We start from the raw sequence: 24965 nt of genomic DNA on the forward strand, positions 1-24965 counted from the left end.
ATGTCAGCCACACCTTCAGAACTTATTATTGCTACCCGCGCTAGCCGATTAGCCCTATGGCAAGCAGAACACATACGTGCGCGCCTGCTTGAGCTTTATCCTGATTGTCAGGTTAAGTTATTAGAAATGACCACTCGGGGCGACATTATTCTTGATCGCACTTTGTCTAAGGTGGGTGGCAAAGGCTTGTTTGTTAAAGAGCTGGAAACAGCATTGCTGGACGGTCGTGCTCATATAGCCGTGCATTCCCTTAAAGATGTACCGGTGCAGCTACAAGCACCGTTTGCCATGCCTGTCATTACCGAGCGTGATGATCCGCGCGATGCTTTTGTATCGCCTCACTACCAAAGTTTGGCCGATCTCCCCGCTGGGGCGATAGTGGGTACTTCAAGTTTGCGGCGTGAATCTCAGGTGCGCGAACGATATCCTCATCTTCAGGTTAAACCACTGCGTGGTAACTTGGACACGCGCTTGGGCAAACTAGACCGAGGCGAATATGACGCCATTATTCTGGCGTCTGCAGGCTTGCGCCGCTTGGGCTTGCAGTCTCGCATACGTTCTCATCTGTCTGTAGAAGATAGTTTACCCTCCGCAGGGCAGGGCGCATTGGGCATAGAGATACTCGCCAGTCGCACTGATGTGGCTCAATGGCTGACACCATTAGCCTGCGCTAGCAGCACTGCCTGCACATTGGCCGAGCGTGCGGTATCACGTGCCTTGGGTGGATCTTGCCAAGTGCCACTTGCTGCCTACGCTACGTTGCAAGACGGTCAGTTGCATATACAAGGCTTGGTTGCCGAACCCGACGGTAGCCGCGTGTATCGTGCCCAACGTACAGGGCCAGCCGCTCAAGCTGAAGAGCTAGGCTTGGCTTTGGCTCAAGATCTCAAAGATCAAGGCGCACAAGCTATTCTTACCCGTATTTTGTCTGAGCAAGCCGATACTTCTGCATGAGTATCCCTGCCACGGTATTATTAACTCGTCCTGCCGGCCGCAATGAATCGTTGGCGGATCGATTGGCGCAGTTAAGGATTGCTAGCGTGGTGGTGCCTGGCTTGCAGCTACGGGGGCGTTGGGGGCAAGTAGATGCTTACCGGCCCCCTCAAGACTATGATGCGTTGGTATTTGTAAGCGGTAATGCGGCGCGCTATTATTTTGAGGCTATGCGCCGCGCCGGGGATATATTGGCCTCGAGCACTTATCTTGCCTGTGTCGGGCAAGCTACCGCTCAAGCGTTAATGAGCTTGCCTGGGGTGCAGGCGCAACAATTGGTGTACCCAGCGGCAAGGGATAGCTTGCAAGATTCCGAGGCGTTATGGGCCTGTTTAAACCCCTATCTTTCACGCTGGCGACGAGTCTTACTTGTACGAGGGGACACAGGCAGAGAGTGGTTGGGGCAGCAGTTTGAGCAAGCCGGGCTAGAAGTAGACAGAATTGCTGTTTATACTCGCGGGCCTGCTGTGTGGTCGAACGAGCAACGTTTGGCTTTACGAGGGGTGCCTGCGGAAAGCCGATACATATGTTTATTAAGCAGTTCCGAAAGTGTGCGGGCGATTGCTTATAATGTGAAACAACTGGGTTTGTTTGAGCAATGGGCAAAGAGTTGTTTTATTGTTATACATCCACGTATAGAATCGGTGCTGCGAGAAGTGCTGTGGGAGGCGGGCTTGAACCATGCCATAGTGGTAAAAAGGTGTAGGCCTACCGATGACTCCATTATCGAGGCTATCCTAGCGTCTTTATCGCCTGAATAGCCACACACGGATACAATCTTGTCATGACAGAAAAAGCAGATAACACTACAGATAAGAAGCCAGACTCCGTTACCTCCGGTGACCAAGCTCGGTCAGGCCCTGCGGCTGAAAAACCGTTCGAGGCGGCGACTGCTAAAAAAGCAGCAACGCCACCGCCGCTGTCCGGCAATCCTACTAGTTTAGGTGGTAGCCAGAATGTGCCCCCTATGCGCACTCGTAGCGCAGTTCCAGCCTATGGCCTTTTAGTGCTGGTGATTGCCTTAGCAGGTGCAGGGTTGTGGTATCAGAACGAAACCATTACTACGTTGAAGTCCGAGGTGCAGTCTCAACTCTCGGGTAATGCTAATGCGATACGGCAAGCGCAACAGCAGGCTGAGCAAGCGGCGGTTATTGCACGTGAGCAAGGAGCAAAGCTAGCCTTGCTAAGTAGTTCTTACGAGCAATCAAAAGAGCAATATCAAGATTTAAGTCAAGCCTTTCAAGCGCTGACAGATAAAGGCTCGGACCTAATACTGATCAACGATATTGATCACTTGGCAACGATCGCGCAGCAGCAGTTGATGTTAGGCGGAAATGTAGGCAACGCTATTATCGCCCTCGAATCGGCCCAAGCTCAGCTAGCCCGTGCAAACCGGGCGCGCTTGTCCTCGTTACAGCAGACGATTAACGGCGACCTAGAGCGCTTACGGGCTGTGACCGCGGTTGATGTGGATGGTTTGTCGCGCCAGTTGGATACCTTAGGCAGTTTATTGGCTCAAGCGCCTTTATTAGTGCCCGATGATGTCGCTGTAGGGGCCCAAGGTGAGCCAATTACTGAAGGCTCTACGATGGCGGTTCCTGAGCAAGTAGGCGCGGAAGCCAATTGGTGGGAGCGAAGCCTAAATACGACTAAGCGTTGGGGTGTCCAAGCCTGGCGTTCGCTGAGCCACGACTTAGGGCAATTTGTATCGATACGTCGCGTCGATGATACCGCCGCGTTAATGATGTCGCCCGAGCAGGCCGCTAATTTTCGCGAGAATATGAGTCTGCGCGTGATGACTGCACAACTTGCCATGATGATGAATCAAGCAGGCTTGTGGCAAAAAGAGCTAGACGCCTTAGATGAGCGTGTTAGTCGTCGTTACGATCAAAGCTCTCCTCAAGTACAGCAAGCGATGCGCTTGATACGCCAGCTACAGGAAACGCGCATTGGAACGCGTTTGCCTACGGTCGATAACACTTTGGCGGCGATTGAGTCGCTGCGACAACAGGCGGCTGAGTCATCCCCTGATATTTTTGACGGACTAGAGGGCAACACCCCGCCCAATACACAGGCAGACCAGCCTACTGCTAACGATGAGCAAGATAATCCAGCCACAGAGCCCGAGGCTGGTTCACAGAGCGCTTTGTTGCGTCTGATTGCCGGATAAGGAAAAGCTATGCGTACCTGGTTCTGGACTCTTATTTTATTTGTGGCCGCCGTCGCGTTGGCTCTGGTGTTGCGCGAACATGCGGGAAACGTGTATTTAGTCACACCGCACCATATTGTGCGCTCTTCTTTAGTGTTTTTTGTATTAAGTGTGTTGGCGATATTCATCGGACTACACTTTTTGCTGCGTTTGCTAGGTTGGTTAACTGACGCGCCAGGCCGCTTCGGATTATGGCGTAGTCGTCGAGCCCAGAACCGTGATCGTGAAATGCTAGAGAACGGTTGGATTCATATCCTAGAGGGGCGCTATGACGAGGCTGAGCGTCAGTTATCACGCTTAGTAGGCAAAACAAAGAATATTCGCAGTAAGGTAGTCGCTGCCTTAGCGGTGGCTCGTGCGGCCCATTTTCAAGGTGAATTTCAACGTCGTGATGACGCGTTAAAGTTAGCCCGAACGGCCAGCTCCGAAGATGTCCTATTGAGTGATGCGACGGCGGTGGCGGCGGCTGAAATGTATTTAGATCAAAACCAGCCGCAGAAAGCGGTCGATTTATTGCAGCCAGTACAAGATGCGAGCTCGCGTCATTTTCATGCCACCCGTTTATTGCAACGCGCTTATCGTCAACTAGGGCAATATGATCGCGTGTACGAGTTAACACGGGTGTTGGTGCGCCGTAGTGCGATTGACGCACAAGAAGCCCAAGAGGCCATTTCCTGGGCAGCCGCAGAGCGAATCCGCATCGGGGGTATTGAGCATTTCAAGGCCCTGTGGTCAGACTTGAAAAGCGATGAAAAGCTGTTGCCCGCCGTGGCGATGCAGGCCGCGCAAGTTTTAGATGCCGCTGGACAGTACGAGGAAGCAGCACGGGTGCTAGAGCCCGCGATTAAGCATAGTTTTGATGCAGACTTATTGGGCGCTTACGCTCAGTGTTCCCCAGAACATGTTAGTCGCCGTTTGGCCAAAGCGGAAGAGTGGTTACGTACCGAGCCCAATAATCCTATTTTATTGACGGCTTTGGGGCAGTTGTGCCTCACAAGTAGTCTGTGGGGGCAAGCTGAGCATTATTTGCTGCGTAGTTTAAAGCTGCGGCAAGATTTACGTAGCTATGCTTTATTAGGTAATTTGTACGATGCGTTAGGCCGACAGCCTGAAGCTATCGCCTATTGGCGTAAGGCCTCGACCGTGGCAGGCACTTTACCGGTATTGTTTGCTAAAGGGGCATTACCTGCAGCGCAAACGCATTTGGACCCCGAGGTCTACGATGCTTTAGCTGAAGACGGCTCGGTGAGTCAGTACAGCGTTACCCAGCCCGATGCAGCCAGTGCGGTGGCCAGTGGTATTCCTGATAATCACCCCGTGCCGGTTAAGGCTCCCCTTGTGGCGCCATCTGCAGACGAAATAAGCAGCCCTGAGCCTGATCAGGCACACGAGTATTTTGATACGGCTCCCATTCCGGGGGTGGACCTCAGCCAAACCTCTGACCGTCCTCAACGCGCTAACGATTAACCCCTTAGTCTATTTTTGAAGGTTCCTACGATGAGCTTAAGCAAAGTAACAGCAGGTGATAAATTACCTGACGAGTTCAATGTTGTGATTGAGATTCCACAAAACTCGGACCCCGTGAAATACGAAGTCGAAGACGGTGTCATTTTTGTTGATCGCTTTATGCTGACTGCCATGCACTACCCATGTAACTATGGGTACATTCCGCAAACGGTCTCTGACGATGGAGACCCAGTCGATGTGCTGGTGATGGCTCCCTTCCCAATCCAAACGGGCGCTGTAGTGAAATGCCGTCCTATCGGTATTTTGCACATGGAAGACGAAGGTGGTGGTGATGCAAAGCTGTTAGCAGTGCCTACCGATAAACTGTACCCCTTATACCGTCATATCAAAAGCCCTGATGACGTAGCGCCCGAAGAGCTGGCCCGTATACAGCACTTTTTTGAGCGTTACAAAGACCTAGAAAAAGGTAAGTGGGCAAAAGTTACGGGCTGGTCGGGCCTAGAAGAAGCACGCCAAGAGGTTGAGGCGGGCGTTAAGCGTTTTCAGGAAGCGCAATGAGCTCCCTGTTTGCGCCCATCGAGGCGAGCACACTAGCCATCCACGGCAGTGATCAGCGTTTTCCTGTACGTCGCGTCTATTGCGTTGGACGTAACTATGCGGAGCACGCGCAGGAAATGGGTTTTACTGGCCGAGAAGATCCTTTCTTTTTTTGTAAGCCCGCTGACGCCTTAGTCAATGTGGCTGAAAATCAGGTTGGAACCATGGCCTATCCACCTCGTACACAGAATCTGCACTACGAGGTAGAGCTGGTGGTGGTGCTGTCTGCCGGTGGGCGTGACTTAAGCCCTGAGCAGGCAGCTAAGTGTGTTTGGGGTTATGCGCTGGGCTTAGATATGACACGACGCGACTTGCAAGGCGAAGCGAAGAAAGCAGGTCGCCCATGGGAAGTTGGTAAAGCGTTTGATCAATCTGCTCCTATAGGCCCCGTGTATCCACGCAGCGAAGTGGGCGAGCTAACTAAAGGTGAAATTTACCTTGATGTAAACGGTGAGCGTCGCCAGACGGGGGACCTAAATCAATTGATTTGGTCTATTCCAGAGTCCTTAGCGTACTTGTCTAGCCTGTTTGAGCTGAAAGCGGGTGATATCGTGTTTACGGGTACACCTGCCGGGGTTGGTCCGGTTGTGCCTGGTGATCTGATGCAAGCCGGCTTTGCTGGCTTAGCGCCTTTGCAGGTGAAAGTGGTTTAAGGTTTACTTTGCCACTTCAAAATAACCCGCCTCAGTGAGCGTCCATGCTGAGGCGGGTTTTTTATTTCTAGGGTATTGGCGGGTACAATGCCGCGCTTAACCGCCGGGTAGCAAGAGCTCGTTGGCATGTCCTTTACTAGCAGGGCGTTTACCCAGCCAGGTGTTCCGGCCTAAGACATGCTGTTGACTTACCCGCATGGGTGGCACCTGGCTTTTATCGAGTACTAATTGCACTTCCCAAGCTTGCTCTATGCCGCTATACAGACGCACCCACGCTTGCAACTGAGAAAAATAAGGCGCGCTAGGTAAAAAATCGAGAAACTGCTGGTAGCTAAGTGGCCCTAGAATCAAACGGAATTTGTACTGCGCATCGCGAACTTTTTTACCCAATATATGCTTGTTCAAGGCGGTGGGCTGCCCTAATCGCCATTGCTGTGTTTCGGCTAGCGGTATCCAATGCGGGATGTGTTCTTGTAGACCCACCGGCACCTGAAAATACTCTTGCAATAGTTGTGTTAGGCCTTCCGCATGACGACGATTATCGGCTAAGAGGCCGCTGTAATAATGAACTGCGTGGCTGGGTATTTCTGGGGGAATGACATTGGTATGCGCCAAGCTGCTTAGCTGCATACTAAAAGAGTCGATTTTTTGTTCTAGGCTGATAGCTGCTTGATGGTCTGCCCATGCCCGATAAAACAAGCTAATTAAACGGTGATGGAAAATATTACAAAAAGCATGTAGGGCTTGATCTTTGTGATGATGTAAGCGTTCGTGGGCATACTCTGTTAGATGCAAGGGCAAAGGCCCGTTGGGGCCAAAGAGCCCGAAACTACTTATCTCTATGGTGGGGTAGGGAGACTGTTGCTGGGCATGACGCACCGTAGAGGGGGCAAATTGTAAGGAGGGTAGTTGCCCAAACCTGATGGCCTCGTGCTCGGGTAAGGCATTGCGCCCCCAAGGGCGGACAGGCTGGTAAAGCGCTTCTAGCCTACGCACCAGACCGTATAGGTCATATTCGTAAGGCTGTTCGGCTAGCTGTTGCCATAAACGATCTAGTGCTTGTTGCGAACTCATAGGCTAATTAGTGTACGAGTCGATTATGAAACTAATTTGACTAAATAATGGATGAGCAGCAGGGGGAGCTTTTATCCAACCATTTTCTCGTACCTAAGATGAAACCTAGCTGTATCAAGATGTTGGCTAAGCAACCCCAGTGCTGGCTTAACTTTACGCTTGGCAGGGTGAGTTAGTGGCGTGTTTCTTACCTGTTCGTAGACAATTGTTACGTCCTAATTAACCCAGTTGTCATAGTGAATTCCTAGAATTTTTATGACTAAAGTGGAGACTCCTATGAGCCGTATAGTTAGCGTACACACAAACTCTGATCAAGAACTGCTATTTAAACACCTGCACGGTAGTGAAGGCTTGTCTACGCTATTTAATTTTGAGCTAGATTTGCTGAGCAGCAACAGTAATCTTCAGCCCGCCGAAATACTAGGACAGAGCATGACCTTGGCTATCCAGGTAGACGCGTGGCAAGTGCGTTACTTGAACGGTGAGGTTGTGGGTTTCTCTTATGTAGGGCAGGAAACAGGGGGGCGTCGCTTAACGCTGTATCGTGCGTACCTGCGACCTTGGTTATGGTATTTGGGCCGTAATCAAGATTGCCGTATTTATCAGAACATGAATGTGGTGGATATTCTAGACGAGGTGCTTGGCTCGTATCCAGGCTATCACTACGAGAAACGCCTGAGCGCCGAGTACACGGCTTACGACTATTGCGTGCAGTATGAAGAAAGTGATTTGAATTTTATTCATCGCTTGATGGAGCAAGAAGGTATTTATTATTACTTCGAGCATAGTGAGCAAGGGCACACCTTAATTTTGTGCGATGACCCTAGCAGTCATTTTGTTTTACCTTGGCAAGCCAGTATTCCTTACTTTCCCAGTGATGATAATGTGTTAAGTGATGTACCCAGCATTACCCAGTGGCGCCATGATACGCAGTTGTCAGATGTTGAATATGTATTGGATGATTATGATTTTAAAAAGTCCGCCGCCAGTTTGCGTCATCAGCGGCGGGTTCCCACGACTATCCAGCAAGCCAACCGAGAAGTGTTTGACTGGCAAGCAGGGTATATCCAAGCGGACCACGGTGAGCATTATGCTCGCGTTCGTATGGAAGGGGCACAATCCGTTGCTCAGCGTATTGAAGGAGTCGCCAATACCCGAGCTCTTGCTCCTGGTTACACCTTCACCTTAAGTGATAGTCCGCGTACGGCAGATTTACAGGATTATCTACTGCTGGAGGTGCGTTATTTTCTGAACGAGTCTGGCTATTTCTCAGGTGACGGCGTCGGAAGCTACCGCCTTGAGTTTGTTGCTCAGCCTGCTGCTCTGCCATTTCGCCCGCCTATGTTAACGCCACGCCCTAAAACTAAAGGGCCTCAAACAGCGGTTGTCACGGGCCCGTCTGGACAAGAGGTCTATACCGATGAGTATCAGCGTATCAAGCTGCTGTTCCGGTGGGATCGTTATGGGCGCGCTGATGAAAACTCTTCTTGTTGGATACGGGTCTCAAATGATTCTGCGGGGGCCGGATTTGGTTCGGTGATGGCGCCTCGTATTGGTCAGGAGGTCATTGTTGATTTTATCGGGGGCAACCCAGACAGGCCGATAGTAACAGGTAGAGTTTATAACGATAGGCAAGCTCCCGCCTTTCAGCCTTCGCCCACGCAATCCGGTTTTATTAGTCGCTCGTTTGGCGGTGGTAGTGCTGCAAACGCTAATTTTTTGCTTTTTGATGATGCTCAGGGAGCGGAAAGCGTGCATTTGCATGCGGAGCGAAATTTACTCCAAAGTGTGGAAGTGGATGCGCATGTTGAGATCGATGGTAATCACTACCTGACAGTGGGCGAGGAGCAGAAGATTCAGGTGGGTCAAGACAGAGGGCTAGAGGTAGGCGGCAATAGCACCATAGATATTCAAGGAAATGAGCAAATTACCGTAGAAGGCAATCTTGAGCTTAAGGTGAACGGTACCTTAGACGAAACCATTAAGCAGAAAGTGACGCAAACCTATTTAGATCAACACAAACTTGATGTGCATGCTGACGCTGAACATACCTATTTAACTACGTTGCAGGAGCGTTTTAAAGGGGAGTACACCAGTACGAAAGAGGATTTAGCGAATTACGAGTATCAAAATAATTTGAAGATTACCGTCGATGGGGTAACCACAGTTCATTATAAAGATGACTACAACGTCACGTATGGTGGCAATGAAATAGTGAATTACGTAGGCAAGCGCACCGAGAATTACCAAAGCCTATGGGAAGAGTTTAGCAAATATACGATTAAAAAGAGCATAGGAAGAAGTAATTTTTTTGGATTAGTGACCAACGTGGTTGGGGCACAGGTTAATACCATGGGTTTTGTCGGCCAAATGATCGGTGCAGAAGGAAAGTACGTTCGACATAAATTGGATTATGCAAAATCTAACTACGAATTAAACTGGAGTAAGAAAAAGATAGTATTGAAAGAAGATAAGGTGAAGGCCTTGGGAAAGGATTTGAGCGCATTGCAGTCTGAGGTATCGGGCATAAAAAACGAGAAAGAAGGATTGAAGAAAGAAATGAGCGGGATTAATAAAAAAGTGGGTGCTTTGGAAAGCAGGACGAATGTGTTGATAATTTTTTCTTGAGTCTACAGGTGTTGATAAGCTTACAGGTAGAAGAATTGATTATTTAAATGGATATTAAATGGTTGCCATTGAGAAAAGAAAGGTGAGTAAATTGGATGGTTGGTTTTGTTTTCTACCAGCTATACTCTGGTATACCATTTTGCTGGCCTCCAGCTCACCTTATTTAATTTTGGGAATACCAGAAAATCACCAATTATCTTTTTTTGTGATTTTATTCATTATGATGGCAATTGGTTATCCAATGGTGAAAAGCGGTATAAAAGATAGGCCTTTTTGTATGCAGAATAAAATGATAAGAAAGATACAAGAAGTCGGAGGAGTGCCGCAAAAAGTGATAGTTTTGGCGGCAAAGGAAACCGGTATACGCGCACTTGATGATGACGTTGTTGAGGTCGATTTTGAGTATAAGCAGAACGATAAAATAATAAAAGCCAGCGCTTTAGGTTTATATGAGTGGGCAGATAAGTTGTTGCCGAATAAGTGTGTTGTGGTTTGGAAAGACCCCCGTAAAGATAATGTTTTTTTAATCGATACACTGCCTTGCGGTGAGGTGGGGGTTGACTAAAGGTGATGTTTTTTAAAAGAAAAAGAGAGGCCAAGCATGCTAGAGAACTACGCTGTTTACCCATGGGGAGTCGGGGAAATGTTGCTGTTGCTGCGTTATGACTATTAAGGTTATTAAGCCTTTAAGGCAGTCTTTGCTTTACCGACCTTATCGTTGGCATGGCGAACATTATCTTTGTGTGGCGGTGATTGTCCTAGCAGATTTATCGGGTGATACCGCCCGCGCGATGCCGGATATGAATTTATGGCGCGAGTGTTTACCAGAAATGGATTGTGATGGTGTGCTGGATCTCGTGTTGCCTAAACAAGTGCCCGAGTTCTTAGTCGCGGGGCGTGCTTATACCCATCATAGTGCAGATAAAACACAACTGGCTGTTCGCGCTCAGGTGGGCGAGCTCAGCAAAGAACTCCTTGTGTTTGGCGACCGCTATTGGCTTGATGAACATCATGCTAGTCAAGCCCAACCGTTCGACATCATGGACTTAAACTGGGCGCGAAGTTTTGGTGGGCCGGAGTACGCTTTTAATCCCCACGGTAAAGGGCACGGACCACTTGATAAGGGCCAAAGTATATGGCCACTGCCCAATGTTGAGGGGCTACAGCAACGTATGCAGCGTCGTACTCAGGCGCCACAGTTAACGGGTTTTGGGCCCATGAATATTCAGTGGCCACAACGGCATCAGTACTTGGGTACTTATTCTGAAAAATGGAAAAAATACGATTTCCCAGGTTTTTTTCCAGATATGAATCCCTTGTTATTTAATGTCGCGCAGCCCGATCAACATTGGTGTGGACGCGAGCAGGTGCCGCTAGGGGCAGAATTTGCGTTTTGGAATATGCATCCTGAGCATGCCTGCTGGCGGGGGCGTTTGCCGAATTGGCGCGCACGGTGTTTTCTGCGCCGTGATCATTCCACGGCACCCTTAGACGAGGAGCTTGCCTTACGGGCGAGTACGGCGTGGTTCTTGCCCCATCAAGAGCGTGTTGTGTTGATATTTCATGGCAATACGGCGGTTCGAGAACACGATGCCGCTGATATACGGGTACTGATGCCGGCGCTTGAATGTGGCCAGGAGAGTGCTAAACCTGCCGATTATTATTTTTCGGTGATGGAACAAAGGTTAGACCCCGAACAAGGCGGATTGTTGATGGATGCGGATCAACAGTTGATGGCTGCGCATTTGCTGGGGGCATTGAGTTTGGATGTTCCTGATTTGTACTCCACGCCTAGCTGGCGAAAAATGTTGGCTAGCCGAGCCCATGCGTTGCAGCAGCTTGAAGAACAGCTGGGGGCCGCCAATTTCAACGCTAATGACTATCCTTTCGAGCTGGTTGGCCCGCCTACTCACCAAGAGTGGGAGGAGCAAGAGTCCGGTTGGATGCAAGGTGATGTGCAGCATCAGCAAGGTGTTGTATTGCAAGAGATGGACGCTGTTCATACCGAATTTGGACAGTTTGAGGGGGGCGAGGAGTTTAGCGCCTTACCTAGCGAGGTTTTCGCCCAAGCGGAACATGCAAGCGCCATGCTTGATGAACAAGGTCCGCCTAAGCCGGTGCGGACACAGTTTGACCTGTTTATGCCTATCACCGGAGTGTTAGAGCAGGATAAGCCGGGCTTGCTTGCTGCAATGGCTAAGGGGCAGCTTCCCGAGGCCAAGCAGTTAGAGATTCTTGCTGCTCTGGCGCAGGCAGATAGTGTGCCGGAGCCCCTAGAGGGGTGGCAGCAAGCATTGCAGCAAGAGTTCTTGCAGGACGATCAACAAGGCCAGCCCATGCAACGTCTGGATGCCTTACAAGCCCAAATGTATCTGCATTCGGCTCAGCAACAAAGGCCGGTTGATCGTTTGAACGCGGCGCAAAGCCAAGCACGTAAACAGCGCTTAGTAGCGCAACTGACACAAGGGAAAAGTTGCCAGTATTTAGACATGAGTGGTGCTGACCTATCTGGTTTGCAGGTGTGCGATGCAGATCTGAGCGATATCTGGATGGAAAACGTGGTGTTGCACGGTGCGATTTTTGAACGTTGTCGTTTTGATAGAGCCGTACTGGCGCGAGCTGATTTGGCGGATGCACAGTTTGTCGATTGTCATTTTGAGCATACTAATCTTGCGTTAACTCAGTTGAACAACAGTTCGTTTACGCGCTGCGTTTTTAAGCAAACAGACTGGGAAAAGCTGTCTATGCAAGGCGCGTATTGGGCGGATTGTGATTTTCATGAGCTCATGCTTGAGACGCAAACGTGGTCAGATTCACGTTGGTGTGGCGGCTCGATGTCTATGTGTTCGTTCGATCACGTCATGCTGAACGATTGTCGCTTCGAGGGCATGACGATGAATAAGTTGACCTGGCAGTCGTGTCGCTGGCAGCACACGGAGTTTCATCAATGCCACCTCGAGGGTAGCGGTTTTTTACTAGGTTCTTGGAGCGATGTGCTGTGGGAGCAAAGTAGATGGGAAAACTGCGCATTGAATTATCAGAATACGGTAGAAGACAGTCGGTTTCGTAGGAGCCATTTGTATCAGTGTTTTTTCCGCGAAATGAACTTGCGTGAGTTGGCTTTTATCGATAGCGATGTGAGCATGTGCGATTTTAGTCGGTGTGAGCTAAGCGGAGCTCAGCTATCTAGGGTGCAGGCACGAGGAGCTAACTTTACGTCAGCGGTGTTGACGCATACCGATTTGTCGCAAGGACAGTTTATCGATGCTATTTTTACCGCCGCTGACTTACGGCATACCAACTTGAAGCAGGCTAATTTATTTCGTAGCCACTTGGGCTTGGCTCACCTAGATGACAGCACCGCCTTACATGACGCGTATCTAAAACAAGCCAATATTTATCCTCAGCGCAAAACAGGCCGCTAATCATGCAATTAACAGAAGTAGTGGATTTGGCGCAATATGGCGAAGGGATTAACGATCAAACGCTGTTCGGTTTGCATTTTACTGGGCATGACTTAGCCGCTATGAGTTTTGATCAGGTGGTGTTTGAGCGCTGTCATTTTGAAGCTGTGAACTTGGACGAAACACGCTTTTTCGCGTGCCGTTTTATTGATGTGTTATGGCAGGAGTGCCAGCTAAAGGAAACCACGTGGAGTGATTGCCATCTTGAAAGGGCTTGTTTTATTGCTTGCGATCTGACTCATAGTAGCTGGTTAAACGGGAGTGCGCCTGGATTACAGCTTACTGATTGCAACTTAACTCATACGGTGGTTCACGGTACGGATTTGACGGCAGCATGTTTTAAACGCAGTGTTGTGGAGCAGGTGGTGTTGTATCAAACCTGCTTAAATCAGGCTCAATTTATAGATATCTTTTTGTCTGAGTTCACTTTTTTTCGTGTTGACCTGCGTCAAGTCATATGGACGACGGTGAGCGCTGAAAAGACGGTGTTTCTTGAGTGTGATTTAAGCAAACTGAACTGGCAGGGTATGTCTTTACCGCATAGCCAGTTTATTGATTGCGCCATGAGCGGCATACGTTTAGCCCATGCACACCTACAGCAGTCCAGTTTTAAGGGCTGCCAGTTGGCAGAAGCCTCTTTTGATGGGGCTGAAGCAGATTTATGTTTATTTCCCCAAGCCATGCTTGAAAAGGCGAGTTTTATCGGTGCTCGGCTCGCGCATACCCTTTGGTTACGTTGTCAGGCCAATGGGGTGAAGTGGGATCAGGCACAACTGTATCAGGCTGTGTTCCATTATGCGGTAGCGCCTACCGCTACCTTCATCCAAGCGCGTCTACAGGAAGCAGATTTTTCCTACGCTGTCCTGCTGGGTGCCGATTTTGACCAAGCGCACTTTTCACGCACTAAGTTTCATGCCGCGGTCATGGATGCGTCAGCGGTCAAGCATCATCCGCAGGTGTTGGCTCAAGATCAAGAACTTTACGAAGCTGAGCTTTGGAGTCAGCAATTTCTATGAGAAGGATGCTTTATGTTCAGTAATACACAAATGATGGGTATGGATTTAGGTTTTCCAGATGTCTGTTTGACACCCCCTGCTTTGGTACCTATTCCTTATCCTGATATAGCGCTGGGGCCGACCGCCATTCCGGTCTGCTTTAATATTTTGCATTGCTTTGCCCCAGTGCATAATTTAATGACGATTACTCCTATCACCAATGGTGATAATCCTGGAATTGCCACTGGCGTTATTTCTCATACGGTGATGGGGCCATCGTCTCCCCGTACGGGGGCTTTTACGTGTTTGAATCGTTTTGCTCCCACGACACGTCTTACGTCTATTAATACACAAAATGCGATCAATACCGTCGGTATGCGTATTGTTCCAAGTCAGCTCAAAGTATTAGTTTTAGCTCCTTAACCTGTTTATATTTACGTTGACTGGTCGATCATGTCGGTATTAAATCGTGCGGAATTATTTTCTAAGCTTAACGCCCCGTGTTATCAGGCACTACAAGCGGCGACGGCATTTTGTAAATTGCGTGGCCATGCCTATGTCGAGATGGTGCATTGGATACATCAGCTGTTGGAGAACCCTCAGGCAGACTGGGCGCTTTTGCTGCAAGAGCAAGGTGTAGACCGAGGGGAGCTGCAGCGGGATATATTACGGGCGCTTGATGCCTTGCCTAGGGGAGCCAGTGCTATTTCAGATTTATCCATTTACGTGGATCAATGGGTAGAAAGTGCTTGGGTATATAGCTCTTTAACCTTAGGCGAACCAGTAATACGAGGGGCGAGCTTATTGATTTGTGCGCTTAGTCATCCCGCCTTACAGCAGCAATTACGGGGAATATCAACGCAGTTTGGCACCTTAAATGCTGAGTCCTTAGCGGCAGTGGCTGTGCATGGCTTGTCATCATCGATAGAGCAGCAAGCATCAAGCTTGCTAAGTTCACAGGCTCCCGCCACTACGGGCGGGGCACTGGCGCAATATTGCGACAACTTGACCGCTCGTGCTCAGGCAGGAGAGCTAGACCCGGTGGTGGGTCGCGAGGATGAAATACGTCGTTTATGTGATGTTTTATTGCGCCGGCGGCAAAATAACCCACTTTTGACGGGTGAGGCGGGCGTAGGAAAAACAGCCGTCGTGGAAGGCTTGGCCCAGCGTTTAGCCTTGGGTCAGGTGCCTGCCGCCTTGCAAGATGTGCAGTTGTATCGCTTGGACCTTGGCTTGCTGCAAGCAGGCGCAAGCATGAAGGGCGAGTTCGAGCAGCGTTTAGTGAGCCTGCTTGAGGAAGTGGCCCAAAGCCCGGTACCGATCGTTTTATTTATTGACGAAATCCACACCTTAGTGGGGGCAGGTAATACGCCTGGCGCCGCCGATGCAGCGAATTTACTGAAGCCGGCTTTAGCGCGTGGGCAGTTCCGTACTATTGGGGCGACTACGTGGCGTGAGTATAAAAAATACATAGAGCCAGATCCTGCTTTAACCCGTCGCTTTGAGCTAGTGCAGGTGGCAGAACCCAGTGTAGAGCAAGCGCAAAATATGTTGCGCGGTGTGGCGCGTCATTTGGCCGCTCATCATCAGGTGTTGATATTGGATGAGGCTATTGCCAGCGCCGTTAAGTTGTCGCATCGCTATATGGCGACGCGGCAGTTACCCGATAAGGCCGTAGCCTTGCTGGATACTGCTTGTGCACGCGTGGCGATCAGTCAGCACAGTCCCCCTGCTCAATTGGAGCATAGCCAACGACAACGCGACTACCTAGCTAGCGAGCTTGAATTGTTATTGGCCGAACAACGTATAGGTCGAGCTAATGAGTCACGCCTGCAAACGGTAGGTGATCAGCTCATTCAGGCAGAGCAGCAGTGTGAGCAATGGCAGCAGCGTTGGGAGCAAGAGCGTCACCTTATACAGCAAATTATCGCCTGCCAGCAGCGGCTGCTATCCATGTCCCTAGAGGATATGGGTAGAGAGGAACTTGAGGGTGAGCTACAGGCCTTATTGCAAGCTGTGGAGTGCTTGTGTGCACAGCAGCCATTGGTATTTAGTGTGGTGGATACGGCAGTGGTTGCCTCGATTGTTGCCGAATGGACAGGGATACCTGTAGGGAGCATGCAGTCAGACGAGCTGGACCAAATCAGCGAATTGGCTCAGACGCTGGGGCAACGGGTTATTCAACAAGATTATGCATTAGCGCAAATTGCTCAGCGCATACAAAGCTCTCGGGCGCGCTTGCTGGATCCCGAGAAACCTATTGGCGTATTTTTATTATGCGGGCCCAGTGGGGTAGGAAAAACTGAAACAGCCTTGGCTCTGGCCGAACGCCTATATGGGGGCGAGCATAATATTATTCTGATCAATATGAGTGAATTTCAAGAGGCGCATAGTGTTTCAGGATTAAAGGGGTCGCCCCCAGGCTACGTGGGCTATGGTGAGGGTGGACGTCTAACTGAAGCGGTACGCCGTAGACCACACAGTGTTGTGTTGTTAGACGAAATTGAAAAGGCGCATCCTGATGTACACGAGCTGTTTTTTCAAGTGTTTGATAAAGGCTGGATGGAGGACGGCGAAGGGCAGCGAATTGATTTTCGACATACGGTGATCTTGCTGACTTCTAACGTTGGCACAGAGCTATTCCATGAATTGGCGCAGTCGCCCGAGCGGCCCGCTGGGGATGAAGTGGTGGAGTGGTTGCGTCCAAGTTTGTTGAGCGTTTTTCCACCCGCCTTGCTCGGTCGCATGACTGTCTTACCTTACTTTGCTTTAGATCGATCAGGTCTAGAGCAGGTGGCGCGTTTACGTTGGGCTGCTTTAGCAGCAAGGGTAAAGGCTCAGTATGAGCTTGAGCTGGTTCTAGAGGACTCTGCTCTTAGCTTGTTATTGCAGTATTGCAAGTATCAAGAGTCAGGTGCAAGACTGATTGAAACTATGTTGCAACGGTACATTTTGCCGCCGCTGACCGAGTATTTGTTAGCTAGAAACTTACAGCACACAGAGCATACTCATATTGTGGTCAGCGCTCGGCAGGGTGAGTTCTACTGGGACTTTGTTAACCACGCGGAGATGGAAGCCCCATTGTCCGGAGGGGAGCTGTCTTGCCACTGAGCCAGTGGGTTGGCGGGGTTCCGGTTGGCGTTTGAGGCAGGTTCGAAAGGGTGCTGACCAAGCTGCTCAGGGTCAGCACCTATCGGCAAGGTTCCAGGGCTGCTAATGAGATCACTGAAGGGGTCTTCCAGCGACGTCTGATTAGAGGCTGGCATGGGCAGATCAAGCTCCGCTAAGTGCGGAGCTTTTTCGCTTTCTGTAAGGGGCTCCCAGTAGCAGCGATATGTGCCGACCTCAATGATGTGGCCGGATGGCCAGCTCAGCTCCTGCTTTACGCGAAGGGGCTGCCCATCTAATACCACGGGATTGTGTTCACTTAAGGTAAGGCAAGAGACCTCTTGGGCACTACGCCGCACCACCATTTGAAAGTTGGCGAGTGTTAAGTCTTGCTCAAGCTGTATGTCGCTTAATGGGTGAGCGCCTAGTAGCAAACCAGGCTCTGGTAAGGGATGACGCATTATTATGGTTTGGTCATCTTTGCGCTCTATGACTAGTTGCATAATTACCTTCCTATCGAATGCGAATCTGGCTTGAACGTACTTTCAAACTTTCTTCGGCGAAGATGGGGCCCCAAATAGGGTGTGTGTATTCGGCTGGACTTAAGCTATGCCCGGGGTCAATTTGCAGTAAGGCCCGAAAGCTGTTTCTGCATGCTGGAGCCTGCTCGAGTGAACAATAACTAAACGCTTGATAACGATAAGCCTGGGTTTGGAAAGCCTCTCCGCCCTGTTGTAACAACTGGTTATTCTCCAGCGAGCGCACAATTTCTTCGTAATTCCCTTGCTCATAATCATTACGTAGTTGGGCCAGCAGAGCCTGTTCTGCCGCGCTATAGCGGGGTGCTGGCTCGGGTTCTGGTTGAGGCTTTTTATGGGCACATGCTGCAAGGGTAGCAACAAAAAAACCCATGTAAATTAGCCGAAAATGTAAGTTTTTAGATACAGATGTAAGAGTTTTTGGGGACATATCACTGTAATGAAGGGTATTGATAATGGCATTGCGAAATGTTTAAACCAATACTTCACGAGGGATTGCTATAAGCATCCTACAAAAAAACAATGACAGTAATGTGTATTAATGTAGCTATCAAAGAGTGTCGCTTATGCGCGTAAGAACATCTGCTGGCAGCATCGCAGCAATGCTGATGACCGCGCTGGTGTTAAGTAGTTGCGCGGCGACTGAAAATAAGCTGGCTGTTCCGTATCAGGTGCGCTTTCAGGGTACCGCGGAGCAAAACCCGAATACTCAGGGACATGCTACGCCTGTACAAGTCACGGTGTACCAGTTGCGGGCTCAGGAAAAGTTTCAACAGGCTGATTATTTTGCCTTACAGCAGGCTGAGCAGTACTTGGGCGACCAGCTACTAGCCAAAGAAACCTTAATGGTGCCGCCTGAGGGGCAAGAGCAATTTTCATCTGCAGGCCATATCGAAGCACGTTACCTGGGCGTGGTGGCGGCATATCGTGATTTAGATCACGCAAATTGGCGCTTGTTGATTCCTTTACCTGCGGCTCGTAGCACAAATATCTATAAGTTTTGGCAATTTTCTCCGCGCCAAGCCGTACTCGGTATTTCCGTCAATGAGCACGGTTTAGATGTGATCTCTGAGCCTTAAGGTTTTCTTGTTAGCGTATACAGTGAAAAAATTATGATTTCTCCCAAAATCATCTGGACAGAGGGTATGTTTTTACGCCCTCAGCACTTTCAGTACTTCGAACAGCATTTGCTTTCTCAAACACAGATGAACCCACAAATGGCTTCCTTGCCTTATTGGGGTTTTAGTGTCTTGGAGCTTGATCAGGCAGCCTTGGCGTTAGGTTTTGTGCAGTTGGTCCAGGCTCAGGGAGTACTCCCCGATGGGGTGGTGTTTAGCTGTGTGGGGGATGAGCTTCCCACTCCTTTGCGAGTGCGAGCTCCGATTGCGGCGCAGCGAGTTTATTTGGCTAGGCCGCGTTTGCGTACTGACCATTGCGAGCTGGTATTCGATGAGTCTGCGCATAGCCAAGCGCCGTATCGCGTAGTGGAAAAAGAACTGTTAGATCGCAGCGACCCGCAAAATGAGCTGGCCTTGGTGCAACTGGGGCAAGTGCGTTGGAGCTTGTTGCTGGAGAGCCAAATGGACGCTGATTGGGTGGGGCTGCCGTTCTTGCGTTTAAAGGACGTCAACGGCTCAACCGATGAGGTACGCCTTGATACAGAGTACATGACTCCTGTGCTGCATTATCAGGTATGCCCAGTATTACGAGGTGTGTTGCACGAGGTGTATGGCATGTTGCAGGCCCGCAGTGAGCTGTTGGCCAATCGCTTACAACAGTTGGGACGTTTTATGACTGGGGACATGGCTGAGCTCATGGCCTTGCAAAGTCTGAATGCGTACCGTAATCGCTGTTGGGGCATGCTGCAACTGAAGCGCTTACATCCGCAAGAGTGCTACTTATTTTTGCTTGAATTATTGGGCAGCATGAGTACGTTTAGTGAAGCTAGGCGCTTGGCGACAGTGCGGCCCGAATATGTACATGATGATTTGCAACGCAGCTTTGCGCCTTTGCTAGAGGGCTTACGACTTGCGTTGAATACTTTGTTAGAGCAGTTGGCGGTACGCATTGAGTTGCAGGATAAGGGACAAGGTGTTTACGTAGGACAAATTAATGATCAACGTTTGCTCCAGCATGCCAAGTGGATATTGGCAGTGAAAGCAGAGGTGCCCGAGGCACAACTGCGGCAGTACTTTCCGGCACAGGTGAAAGTGGCAGGAGTAGACAAAATACGGGATCTCGTGCATTTGCAGTTGCCCGGAGTGGCTGTCAATAGCATGAGTCATGTACCGCGCGAATTACCTTTACATAGTGGTTATGTGTATTTCTCGCTCGCTCAGCACGGCGAGATGTGGCAGCAGTTACAGAGAACGTCGGCGTTGGCGGTACACCTGGCGGGTGATTTCCCAGGGTTGGAAATAGAGTGTTGGGCCGTGAAGCAGTCGTCAGAGCAGGTGGGTGTATGAGCGCCTCGGAACCCTTATTGGCAGCCGCGGCTCCCTTATTAAACTTGGTGGTGCAAATTCGCTATAGTCGTCATCACCCTGATCCGTCTCAGCTTCGATTGCGTCTCATTGATGAGGTGCGTCAGTTCGAGTTGCGGGCACAGCAGGCGGGCGTGAATACCGAGACTATTCTTGGAGCGCGGTATTGCTTATGTACCGTCTTGGATGAGGCCGCCGCGTTGACCTCATGGGGTGGCAATGGTGCTTGGTCTACCAATAGCCTGTTAGTCACGTTTCACAATGAGACGTGGGGCGGAGAGAAATTCTTTCATTTATTAGCGCGCTTAAGTCAGAATCCGGCGACTTACCGCGAGCTCTTGCTGTTGTTGTATTACTGCCTGGCGCTGGGTTTCGAAGGGCGTTATCGGGTCGTGGATAACGGCCGTACTCAACTGCAAACGGTGAAGCAGGGTTTGCTGCATAACTTGCAGCGGGTATCGCCAGCGTTACCCAGTCGGTTGTCACCCCACTGGCAAGATCAACCTGTTCAGCAGCAACTAAAGCGTTTTCCAGTGCCTTTATGGGCGCTAGGCGCGCTGGCTGGTGCGTTAGCGTTAGCGCTTTATGTCTCGTTAAGTTGGTCATTGGGCTCACGCTCCGATCAGCTATTCCCGCGCATTCTAGCGAGCCGAGCTCCTCAGATTGAGCTTGCCGCCAGTGCGCCACCCAATCCCCAAGCGGCGCCCCAAACTCAGCGTTTAAGCCATTTTTTAGCGGCAGAAATTGCGGAAAATTTATTAACCGTGCGTGATGAGTCCGATCGTAGCGTGATTGTGCTGCGTGGTGATGGCCTGTTTGAGTCGGGCTCGGACGCGTTGCGAGGAGCGTATGTGCCTGTATTAAGTCGGGTGGCAGATGCCTTAGATGCCACCGATGGGGTCATTCTAATTACTGGTTATAGCGATAACGTACCTATTAAAACCTTACGCTTTCCTTCCAACTGGGAGCTTTCTCAAGCACGGGCAGATGCGGTCAAAGGCATCTTGCAACAGCGGCTACAAGACGGCGGCCGTTTAAGGGCGCAGGGCAAGGGGGAGGCTGATCCGATTGCACCGAATGATAGCCCCGCTAATCGTGCGCGTAACCGTCGAGTTGAGGTGGTGTTGTTGCTTGCTGCGGATTCGGGGAAACAGCCATGATGGGTCGTCTGTTAGGAGTTGTACTCAGCCGCGGTGTATGGATATTTTTAGGTTTGCTCGCTCTGTGCTATGTCATTTGGGTAGCCGGTGCCGCGCTTGCCATTAACCAGTGGTATCCGCTTGAGACGCCAACGTCTCGTCTCGCTTTAATTGCTTTCATTTTAGGGGTTTATTTTTTACGTCTGATTTGGCGTAAATGGCGAGAAGGTCGGTTAAACGCCCAACTGTTGCGTCAGTTGCGTCAGCCCACTGCACCTAGCTCTAAGGATAGCAGCGTTGATAGCCCGGAGGCGTTGGAGCTCCGTAAGCGCTTTGATGAGGCCATTGATTTATTGAAAGATACGCGCTTTCAAGCCGATCAGGGGGCACATCGTTGGCGTAGGCGATTGGATCGCCAGTATTTATACCAATTACCGTGGTATGTGTTTATCGGAGCTCCTGGCTCAGGTAAGACGACAGCCTTAGTGAATGCTGGCTTACATTTTCCGTTAGCTGAAAAGTTTGGCAAGTCTGCCCTGAAAGGGGTGGGTGGCACGCGCCATTGCGATTGGTGGTTCACTGATGAGGCGGTGCTATTAGACACTGCCGGTCGTTACACCACCCATGAAAGTGATCCACGAGGTGATGAAAAAGAGTGGCACGAATTCCTGCAATTGTTAAGCCGTTATCGTGGGCGCCAACCTATCAACGGCGTCATTTTAACCGTCAGCGTGTCTGACTTGCTGGGGATGAATGACACTGACCGTGCAGAACATGCAGCGGTATTGCGTCAACGTCTGCATGAGCTGAGGAAACAGTTAGGAATACAGTTTCCGGTGTATGTGCTGGTGAGCAAGATGGATTTGCTGGGTGGGTTTAGCAGCTATTTTCAGCATTTAGATCGAGAAGCTTTAGAACAGGTGTGGGGGTTCAGTTTTCCCTATGATCAGAGCCAGCAGTTGGAGTTCGATTTTTTATCGAATTTTCAGCAGGAATATCGTCTGTTACAGCAGATTCTGGAAGATGGCTTAGCGACGGTTTTAGGCCAATTGAGCAGTGAGCAGGATCGCGCCGCTGCATTCATGCTGCCTCAGCAGTTCGCGGCCTTACGTGATGTGTTAGGTTATTTTTTAGCCGAGGTCTTTGCTAGCTCTCGGTTAGATCCTTACTTGCCCCCACGAGGGGTGTATTTCAGCAGTGGTACACAGGTCGGCGAGCCCTTGGACCCGGTGGGGCGGGCAGTGGGTAAGGATTTGCACTTAGATGCTGCCGTCAGTCCGTCTAGCAGTGGCCCAGGAAAAAGCTTCTTTTTGCATGATGTGCTCAAGCGTGTGGTGTTTCAAGAGGCGGGTTTGGCTGGTTTAAATATGGCCTGGGAACGCCGCTATAGACACTGGCGCTACGCCTCGTACCTAGGCATTGGCGCCCTGTTGGTGGGGCTGAGCTCGTGGTGGTTACTCAGTTATCAGCAAAATCAGCACTACCTAGAGCAGGTCGAAGCGCGTGTGCCAGAGTTGGATCAGTTAGGCAAGCAAACGGTACTACGCGAGGGGACAGAGGTATTGGCATTGATGCCGTATTTAAATGCCAATTGGGATTTGGCTGCAGGCGACGATTTTTATCCGCCTGAACGTCCGTTGAGTTATGGGGCAGGCTTGTATCAGGGCAATAAAATTCAGGCAGCCAGCAGCAGTAAGTATGAACAGGTGTTGCAAGAGCAGTTGTGGCCGCAGGTGGTGCGCCTGATTGAGCAACGTTTAGCCCACGCCCAGGCTCAAGACCTAGAACAGCAATACGAGGCCCTGCGCGCTTACTTAATGCTTTACGATGCGCAGCGTTATGACCCGGTGTTTTTAAGTGGTTGGGTTTTACGCGCTTTACAGCCAGACCTGCCCGAGCATTACACGCGGGCTCAGTATCAGCGTTTAAGTATGCACGTGAAACATTTACTCTCGACGCAGGTGCGGCGCTCTCCCTACGCGCGTAATGACGAGTTAATTCAACAAGCGCGGGAACGTTTAGATCAGTATGGGTTGGCACAGCGGGTCTACAGCCGTCTTTTGCGTTTGCATACGAATCAGGCCGCTAAAGATATTAGTCTGATCGCTTTGGCCGGCGCGGAGGCCAGCAGCATATTTGAACGTGTGAGTCAGGGGCCACTTAACGAGGGCGTGCCGAGTCTGTATTCCTATCAGGGGTATTGGAATGATTTTGCCAAGCAAGTCGAAGGGGTGACCGATCAGTTACATCGTGACGACGCGTGGATATTGAATGTTGATCAGCGTACCCAACAGCCAAGGGCGAGCGTGTTAACAGAAGTTAGACGTTTGTATTTGAGTGACTATGTGCGTTATTGGGATGAATTTTTAGCTGATGTCCGGGTACGTCGTCCACAGAATTTAATTGATGCGATTGAGTTAAGCAGAAGCCTTTCTGCGGCGCAGTCCCCCTTAGGGCGTTTTGTTCGGCGCGTGGCAGCAGAAACGAGCTTATTGCGTGAGGATGACCAACAACAGCGCTCAATTATCGACAGGGCAAAGGATAAAGTCAGCAGCTCTACGCAAAGCCTTGAGCAAATGTTTGGCCCCATTGGTTTGGATAAGAGCCAACGAGACGATACCAGTGCACAGCGTCAAGAAGAGGTCGTGGATCGCCACTTTAGGCGCTACCACGAATTGGCGCAAAGTCCGGGTGCAGGGGTAGCTCCTCCTTTGGACAGCACCTTGGCTCTACTCAATGAGCTCTATACCTATTTGACGGCAGCTGACTCTGCTTTGCGTAGTCAAAGCCCTTTGCCACCGGGGGATGTGTTGAGTAAATTGCAAGCCGAGTCGGGGCGTATGCCTGAGGCCGTAGGTCATATGCTGCAAGACCTCTCTTCCGCGTCCGGTCAGGTCGTGAATCAATTAAGGCAGGCTCAGTTAGGTGAGGATGTGCAAGCCGTACTGGGGGCATATTGTCAACGCACCATTGCGGGTCGTTATCCTTTCTCCGCCAAAGGACATGATGTTGCCCCGAATGATTTTGCGCGTTTTTTTGGTCCGCAGCAGATGATGGAACAGTTCTTTGACCGAGAGCTGGCGGCATTGGTGGATCGTTCTGGCACGCAACTGCGTTTTAAGCCGGGAATCGATGGACGGCAAGGACAAAGTAGCCGGTATTTGCGTTCGTTCGAACAGGCGGCGGTGATTCGTGATGTGTTTTTTATGGCAGGTCAAAGTCAGCCGCGCTTTCAGTTGGCGGTGCGCGTGGTTGACATGGATGCCAGTATCAATCAAATGAGTCTCGATATTGATGGGCAAACGCTGACGTATGCCCATGGCCCTAGTCTGACCAGTACCGTGACATGGCCCAGTGAACGGGGAAGTCATCAAGTGCAACTGAGTTTGATGCCTTTGCAAGGGCGCTCTTCGATGAGTGCTCAGGGACCGTGGGCATTGCATAGGCTTTTAGATGCGGCGGTCGCGCTGGAAAAAGGCCCGTCGCCGGAAATTACCCTTGCCCGTTATGACTTAGATGGCCGTCAGCTAACCCTAGAGTTTCGCTCGTACTCGGCACTGAGTCCTTTCAATCTGGCGCAGTTGCGCAGTTTCACGTGTCCCGTCAAAGGTTAAGT

At 50.4% G+C, this 24965-nt stretch carries 19 protein-coding genes; 16 read left to right on the forward strand and 3 right to left on the reverse strand.

The features are described from left to right. Genes hemC through OSH01_RS05690 form a run of 6 tightly spaced genes read left to right on the forward strand, consistent with a single transcriptional unit; the run spans window position 1 to window position 5919 of the window. Window positions 1–954: a hydroxymethylbilane synthase gene (gene hemC / locus OSH01_RS05665; protein WP_266123102.1), complete on the forward strand. Its 954-nt coding sequence runs from the start codon at window positions 1–3 to the stop codon at window positions 952–954. After that, complete coding sequence (locus OSH01_RS05670; RefSeq protein WP_266123103.1) at window positions 951–1754, forward strand: uroporphyrinogen-III synthase; 804 nt, start codon at window positions 951–953, stop codon at window positions 1752–1754. Before hemC ends, OSH01_RS05670 begins: the two co-directional genes overlap by 4 nt. A 23-nt stretch (window positions 1755–1777) precedes the next feature. Further along, entirely contained in the window at window positions 1778–3163 is a 1386-nt protein-coding gene (locus OSH01_RS05675; protein ID WP_266123104.1) for a uroporphyrinogen-III C-methyltransferase, read from the forward strand. A 9-nt stretch (window positions 3164–3172) separates the two neighbouring features. Next, the gene (locus tag OSH01_RS05680; RefSeq protein ID WP_266123105.1) at window positions 3173–4669 is read left to right on the forward strand and encodes a heme biosynthesis HemY N-terminal domain-containing protein; all 1497 of its coding nucleotides are present in this window, start codon (window positions 3173–3175) and stop codon (window positions 4667–4669) included. 30 nt (window positions 4670–4699) lie between these two features. Next, window positions 4700–5227: an inorganic diphosphatase gene (gene ppa, locus OSH01_RS05685; RefSeq protein ID WP_266123106.1), complete on the forward strand. Its 528-nt coding sequence runs from the start codon at window positions 4700–4702 to the stop codon at window positions 5225–5227. After that, window positions 5224–5919: a fumarylacetoacetate hydrolase family protein gene (locus OSH01_RS05690; protein WP_266123107.1), complete on the forward strand. Its 696-nt coding sequence runs from the start codon at window positions 5224–5226 to the stop codon at window positions 5917–5919. Before ppa ends, OSH01_RS05690 begins: the two co-directional genes overlap by 4 nt. A 96-nt stretch (window positions 5920–6015) precedes the next feature. Here the strand turns inward: OSH01_RS05690 and tssG are convergent, their stop codons facing one another. Continuing rightward, window positions 6016–6993 carry a type VI secretion system baseplate subunit TssG gene (gene tssG / locus OSH01_RS05695; RefSeq protein ID WP_266123108.1) on the reverse strand — a complete coding sequence of 326 codons (978 nt, stop codon included), beginning with the start codon at window positions 6991–6993 and terminating at the stop codon, window positions 6016–6018. A 276-nt stretch (window positions 6994–7269) separates the two neighbouring features. Here tssG and OSH01_RS05700 point away from each other — a divergent pair, with 276 nt between their 5' ends. From OSH01_RS05700 to tssH, 6 genes are all read left to right on the forward strand, one after another. Beyond that, a complete protein-coding gene (locus OSH01_RS05700; protein ID WP_266123109.1) occupies window positions 7270–9621 on the forward strand; it encodes a type VI secretion system Vgr family protein in 2352 nt (783 codons plus the stop codon). Window positions 9622–9679: 58 nt separating this feature from the next. Next, a complete protein-coding gene (locus OSH01_RS05705) occupies window positions 9680–10186 on the forward strand; it encodes a hypothetical protein (protein ID WP_266123110.1) in 507 nt (168 codons plus the stop codon). Window positions 10187–10283: 97 nt separating this feature from the next. Further along, window positions 10284–13046: a DUF2169 family type VI secretion system accessory protein gene (locus OSH01_RS05710; protein ID WP_266123111.1), complete on the forward strand. Its 2763-nt coding sequence runs from the start codon at window positions 10284–10286 to the stop codon at window positions 13044–13046. A gap of 2 nt (window positions 13047–13048) precedes the next feature. Then, window positions 13049–14101 (forward strand): pentapeptide repeat-containing protein, encoded by a 1053-nt coding sequence (locus OSH01_RS05715; protein WP_266123112.1) that lies wholly within the window; start codon window positions 13049–13051, stop codon window positions 14099–14101. Between the two features lie 12 nt (window positions 14102–14113). After that, window positions 14114–14503: a DUF4150 domain-containing protein gene (locus tag OSH01_RS05720; protein ID WP_266123113.1), complete on the forward strand. Its 390-nt coding sequence runs from the start codon at window positions 14114–14116 to the stop codon at window positions 14501–14503. 30 nt (window positions 14504–14533) lie between these two features. Next, window positions 14534–17191 (forward strand): type VI secretion system ATPase TssH, encoded by a 2658-nt coding sequence (tssH, locus tag OSH01_RS05725; RefSeq protein ID WP_266123114.1) that lies wholly within the window; start codon window positions 14534–14536, stop codon window positions 17189–17191. On the opposite strand, the gene OSH01_RS05730 is transcribed toward tssH, so the two are convergent. Together OSH01_RS05730 and OSH01_RS05735 are read right to left on the reverse strand one after the other, a co-directional pair. Continuing rightward, window positions 17122–17691: an FHA domain-containing protein gene (locus tag OSH01_RS05730; protein ID WP_266123115.1), complete on the reverse strand. Its 570-nt coding sequence runs from the start codon at window positions 17689–17691 to the stop codon at window positions 17122–17124. The genes tssH and OSH01_RS05730 overlap by 70 nt on opposite strands. Before the next feature lie 10 nt (window positions 17692–17701). Next, window positions 17702–18100 (reverse strand): TssQ family T6SS-associated lipoprotein, encoded by a 399-nt coding sequence (locus tag OSH01_RS05735; protein WP_266123116.1) that lies wholly within the window; start codon window positions 18098–18100, stop codon window positions 17702–17704. A gap of 193 nt (window positions 18101–18293) precedes the next feature. On the opposite strand from OSH01_RS05735, the gene tssJ reads away from it, so the two are divergent. From tssJ to tssM, 4 genes are read left to right on the forward strand one after another with little or no spacing between them, the layout of a single operon-like run. Then, window positions 18294–18806, forward strand: coding sequence for a type VI secretion system lipoprotein TssJ (tssJ, locus tag OSH01_RS05740; RefSeq protein WP_266123117.1), 513 nt, complete (start codon window positions 18294–18296; stop codon window positions 18804–18806). A 33-nt stretch (window positions 18807–18839) separates the two neighbouring features. After that, complete coding sequence (gene tssK / locus OSH01_RS05745; RefSeq protein ID WP_266123118.1) at window positions 18840–20192, forward strand: type VI secretion system baseplate subunit TssK; 1353 nt, start codon at window positions 18840–18842, stop codon at window positions 20190–20192. Next, window positions 20189–21370, forward strand: a complete 1182-nt coding sequence (locus OSH01_RS05750; protein WP_266123119.1) for a DotU family type VI secretion system protein — start codon at window positions 20189–20191, stop codon at window positions 21368–21370. The genes tssK and OSH01_RS05750 overlap by 4 nt, the downstream gene beginning before the upstream one ends. Beyond that, window positions 21367–24963 (forward strand): type VI secretion system membrane subunit TssM, encoded by a 3597-nt coding sequence (tssM, locus tag OSH01_RS05755; protein WP_266123120.1) that lies wholly within the window; start codon window positions 21367–21369, stop codon window positions 24961–24963. Before OSH01_RS05750 ends, tssM begins: the two co-directional genes overlap by 4 nt. Window positions 24964–24965 lie beyond the last annotated feature (2 nt).

Origin of the sequence: Alcaligenes endophyticus, from assembly GCF_026344035.1 — a bacterium.
Taxonomy (GTDB): domain Bacteria; phylum Pseudomonadota; class Gammaproteobacteria; order Burkholderiales; family Burkholderiaceae_B; genus Alcaligenes; species Alcaligenes endophyticus.

Coding starts and splice junctions, on each gene's coding strand:
- hemC (WP_266123102.1), top strand. CDS start 1: ATGTCAGCCACACCTTCAGAACTTATTATTGCTACCCGCGCTAGCCGA.
- OSH01_RS05670 (WP_266123103.1), top strand. CDS start 951: ATGAGTATCCCTGCCACGGTATTATTAACTCGTCCTGCCGGCCGCAAT.
- OSH01_RS05675 (WP_266123104.1), top strand. CDS start 1,778: ATGACAGAAAAAGCAGATAACACTACAGATAAGAAGCCAGACTCCGTT.
- OSH01_RS05680 (WP_266123105.1), top strand. CDS start 3,173: ATGCGTACCTGGTTCTGGACTCTTATTTTATTTGTGGCCGCCGTCGCG.
- ppa (WP_266123106.1), top strand. CDS start 4,700: ATGAGCTTAAGCAAAGTAACAGCAGGTGATAAATTACCTGACGAGTTC.
- OSH01_RS05690 (WP_266123107.1), top strand. CDS start 5,224: ATGAGCTCCCTGTTTGCGCCCATCGAGGCGAGCACACTAGCCATCCAC.
- tssG (WP_266123108.1), bottom strand. CDS start 6,993: ATGAGTTCGCAACAAGCACTAGATCGTTTATGGCAACAGCTAGCCGAA.
- OSH01_RS05700 (WP_266123109.1), top strand. CDS start 7,270: ATGAGCCGTATAGTTAGCGTACACACAAACTCTGATCAAGAACTGCTA.
- OSH01_RS05705 (WP_266123110.1), top strand. CDS start 9,680: ATGGTTGCCATTGAGAAAAGAAAGGTGAGTAAATTGGATGGTTGGTTT.
- OSH01_RS05710 (WP_266123111.1), top strand. CDS start 10,284: ATGACTATTAAGGTTATTAAGCCTTTAAGGCAGTCTTTGCTTTACCGA.
- OSH01_RS05715 (WP_266123112.1), top strand. CDS start 13,049: ATGCAATTAACAGAAGTAGTGGATTTGGCGCAATATGGCGAAGGGATT.
- OSH01_RS05720 (WP_266123113.1), top strand. CDS start 14,114: ATGTTCAGTAATACACAAATGATGGGTATGGATTTAGGTTTTCCAGAT.
- tssH (WP_266123114.1), top strand. CDS start 14,534: ATGTCGGTATTAAATCGTGCGGAATTATTTTCTAAGCTTAACGCCCCG.
- OSH01_RS05730 (WP_266123115.1), bottom strand. CDS start 17,691: ATGCAACTAGTCATAGAGCGCAAAGATGACCAAACCATAATAATGCGT.
- OSH01_RS05735 (WP_266123116.1), bottom strand. CDS start 18,100: ATGGGTTTTTTTGTTGCTACCCTTGCAGCATGTGCCCATAAAAAGCCT.
- tssJ (WP_266123117.1), top strand. CDS start 18,294: ATGCGCGTAAGAACATCTGCTGGCAGCATCGCAGCAATGCTGATGACC.
- tssK (WP_266123118.1), top strand. CDS start 18,840: ATGATTTCTCCCAAAATCATCTGGACAGAGGGTATGTTTTTACGCCCT.
- OSH01_RS05750 (WP_266123119.1), top strand. CDS start 20,189: ATGAGCGCCTCGGAACCCTTATTGGCAGCCGCGGCTCCCTTATTAAAC.
- tssM (WP_266123120.1), top strand. CDS start 21,367: ATGATGGGTCGTCTGTTAGGAGTTGTACTCAGCCGCGGTGTATGGATA.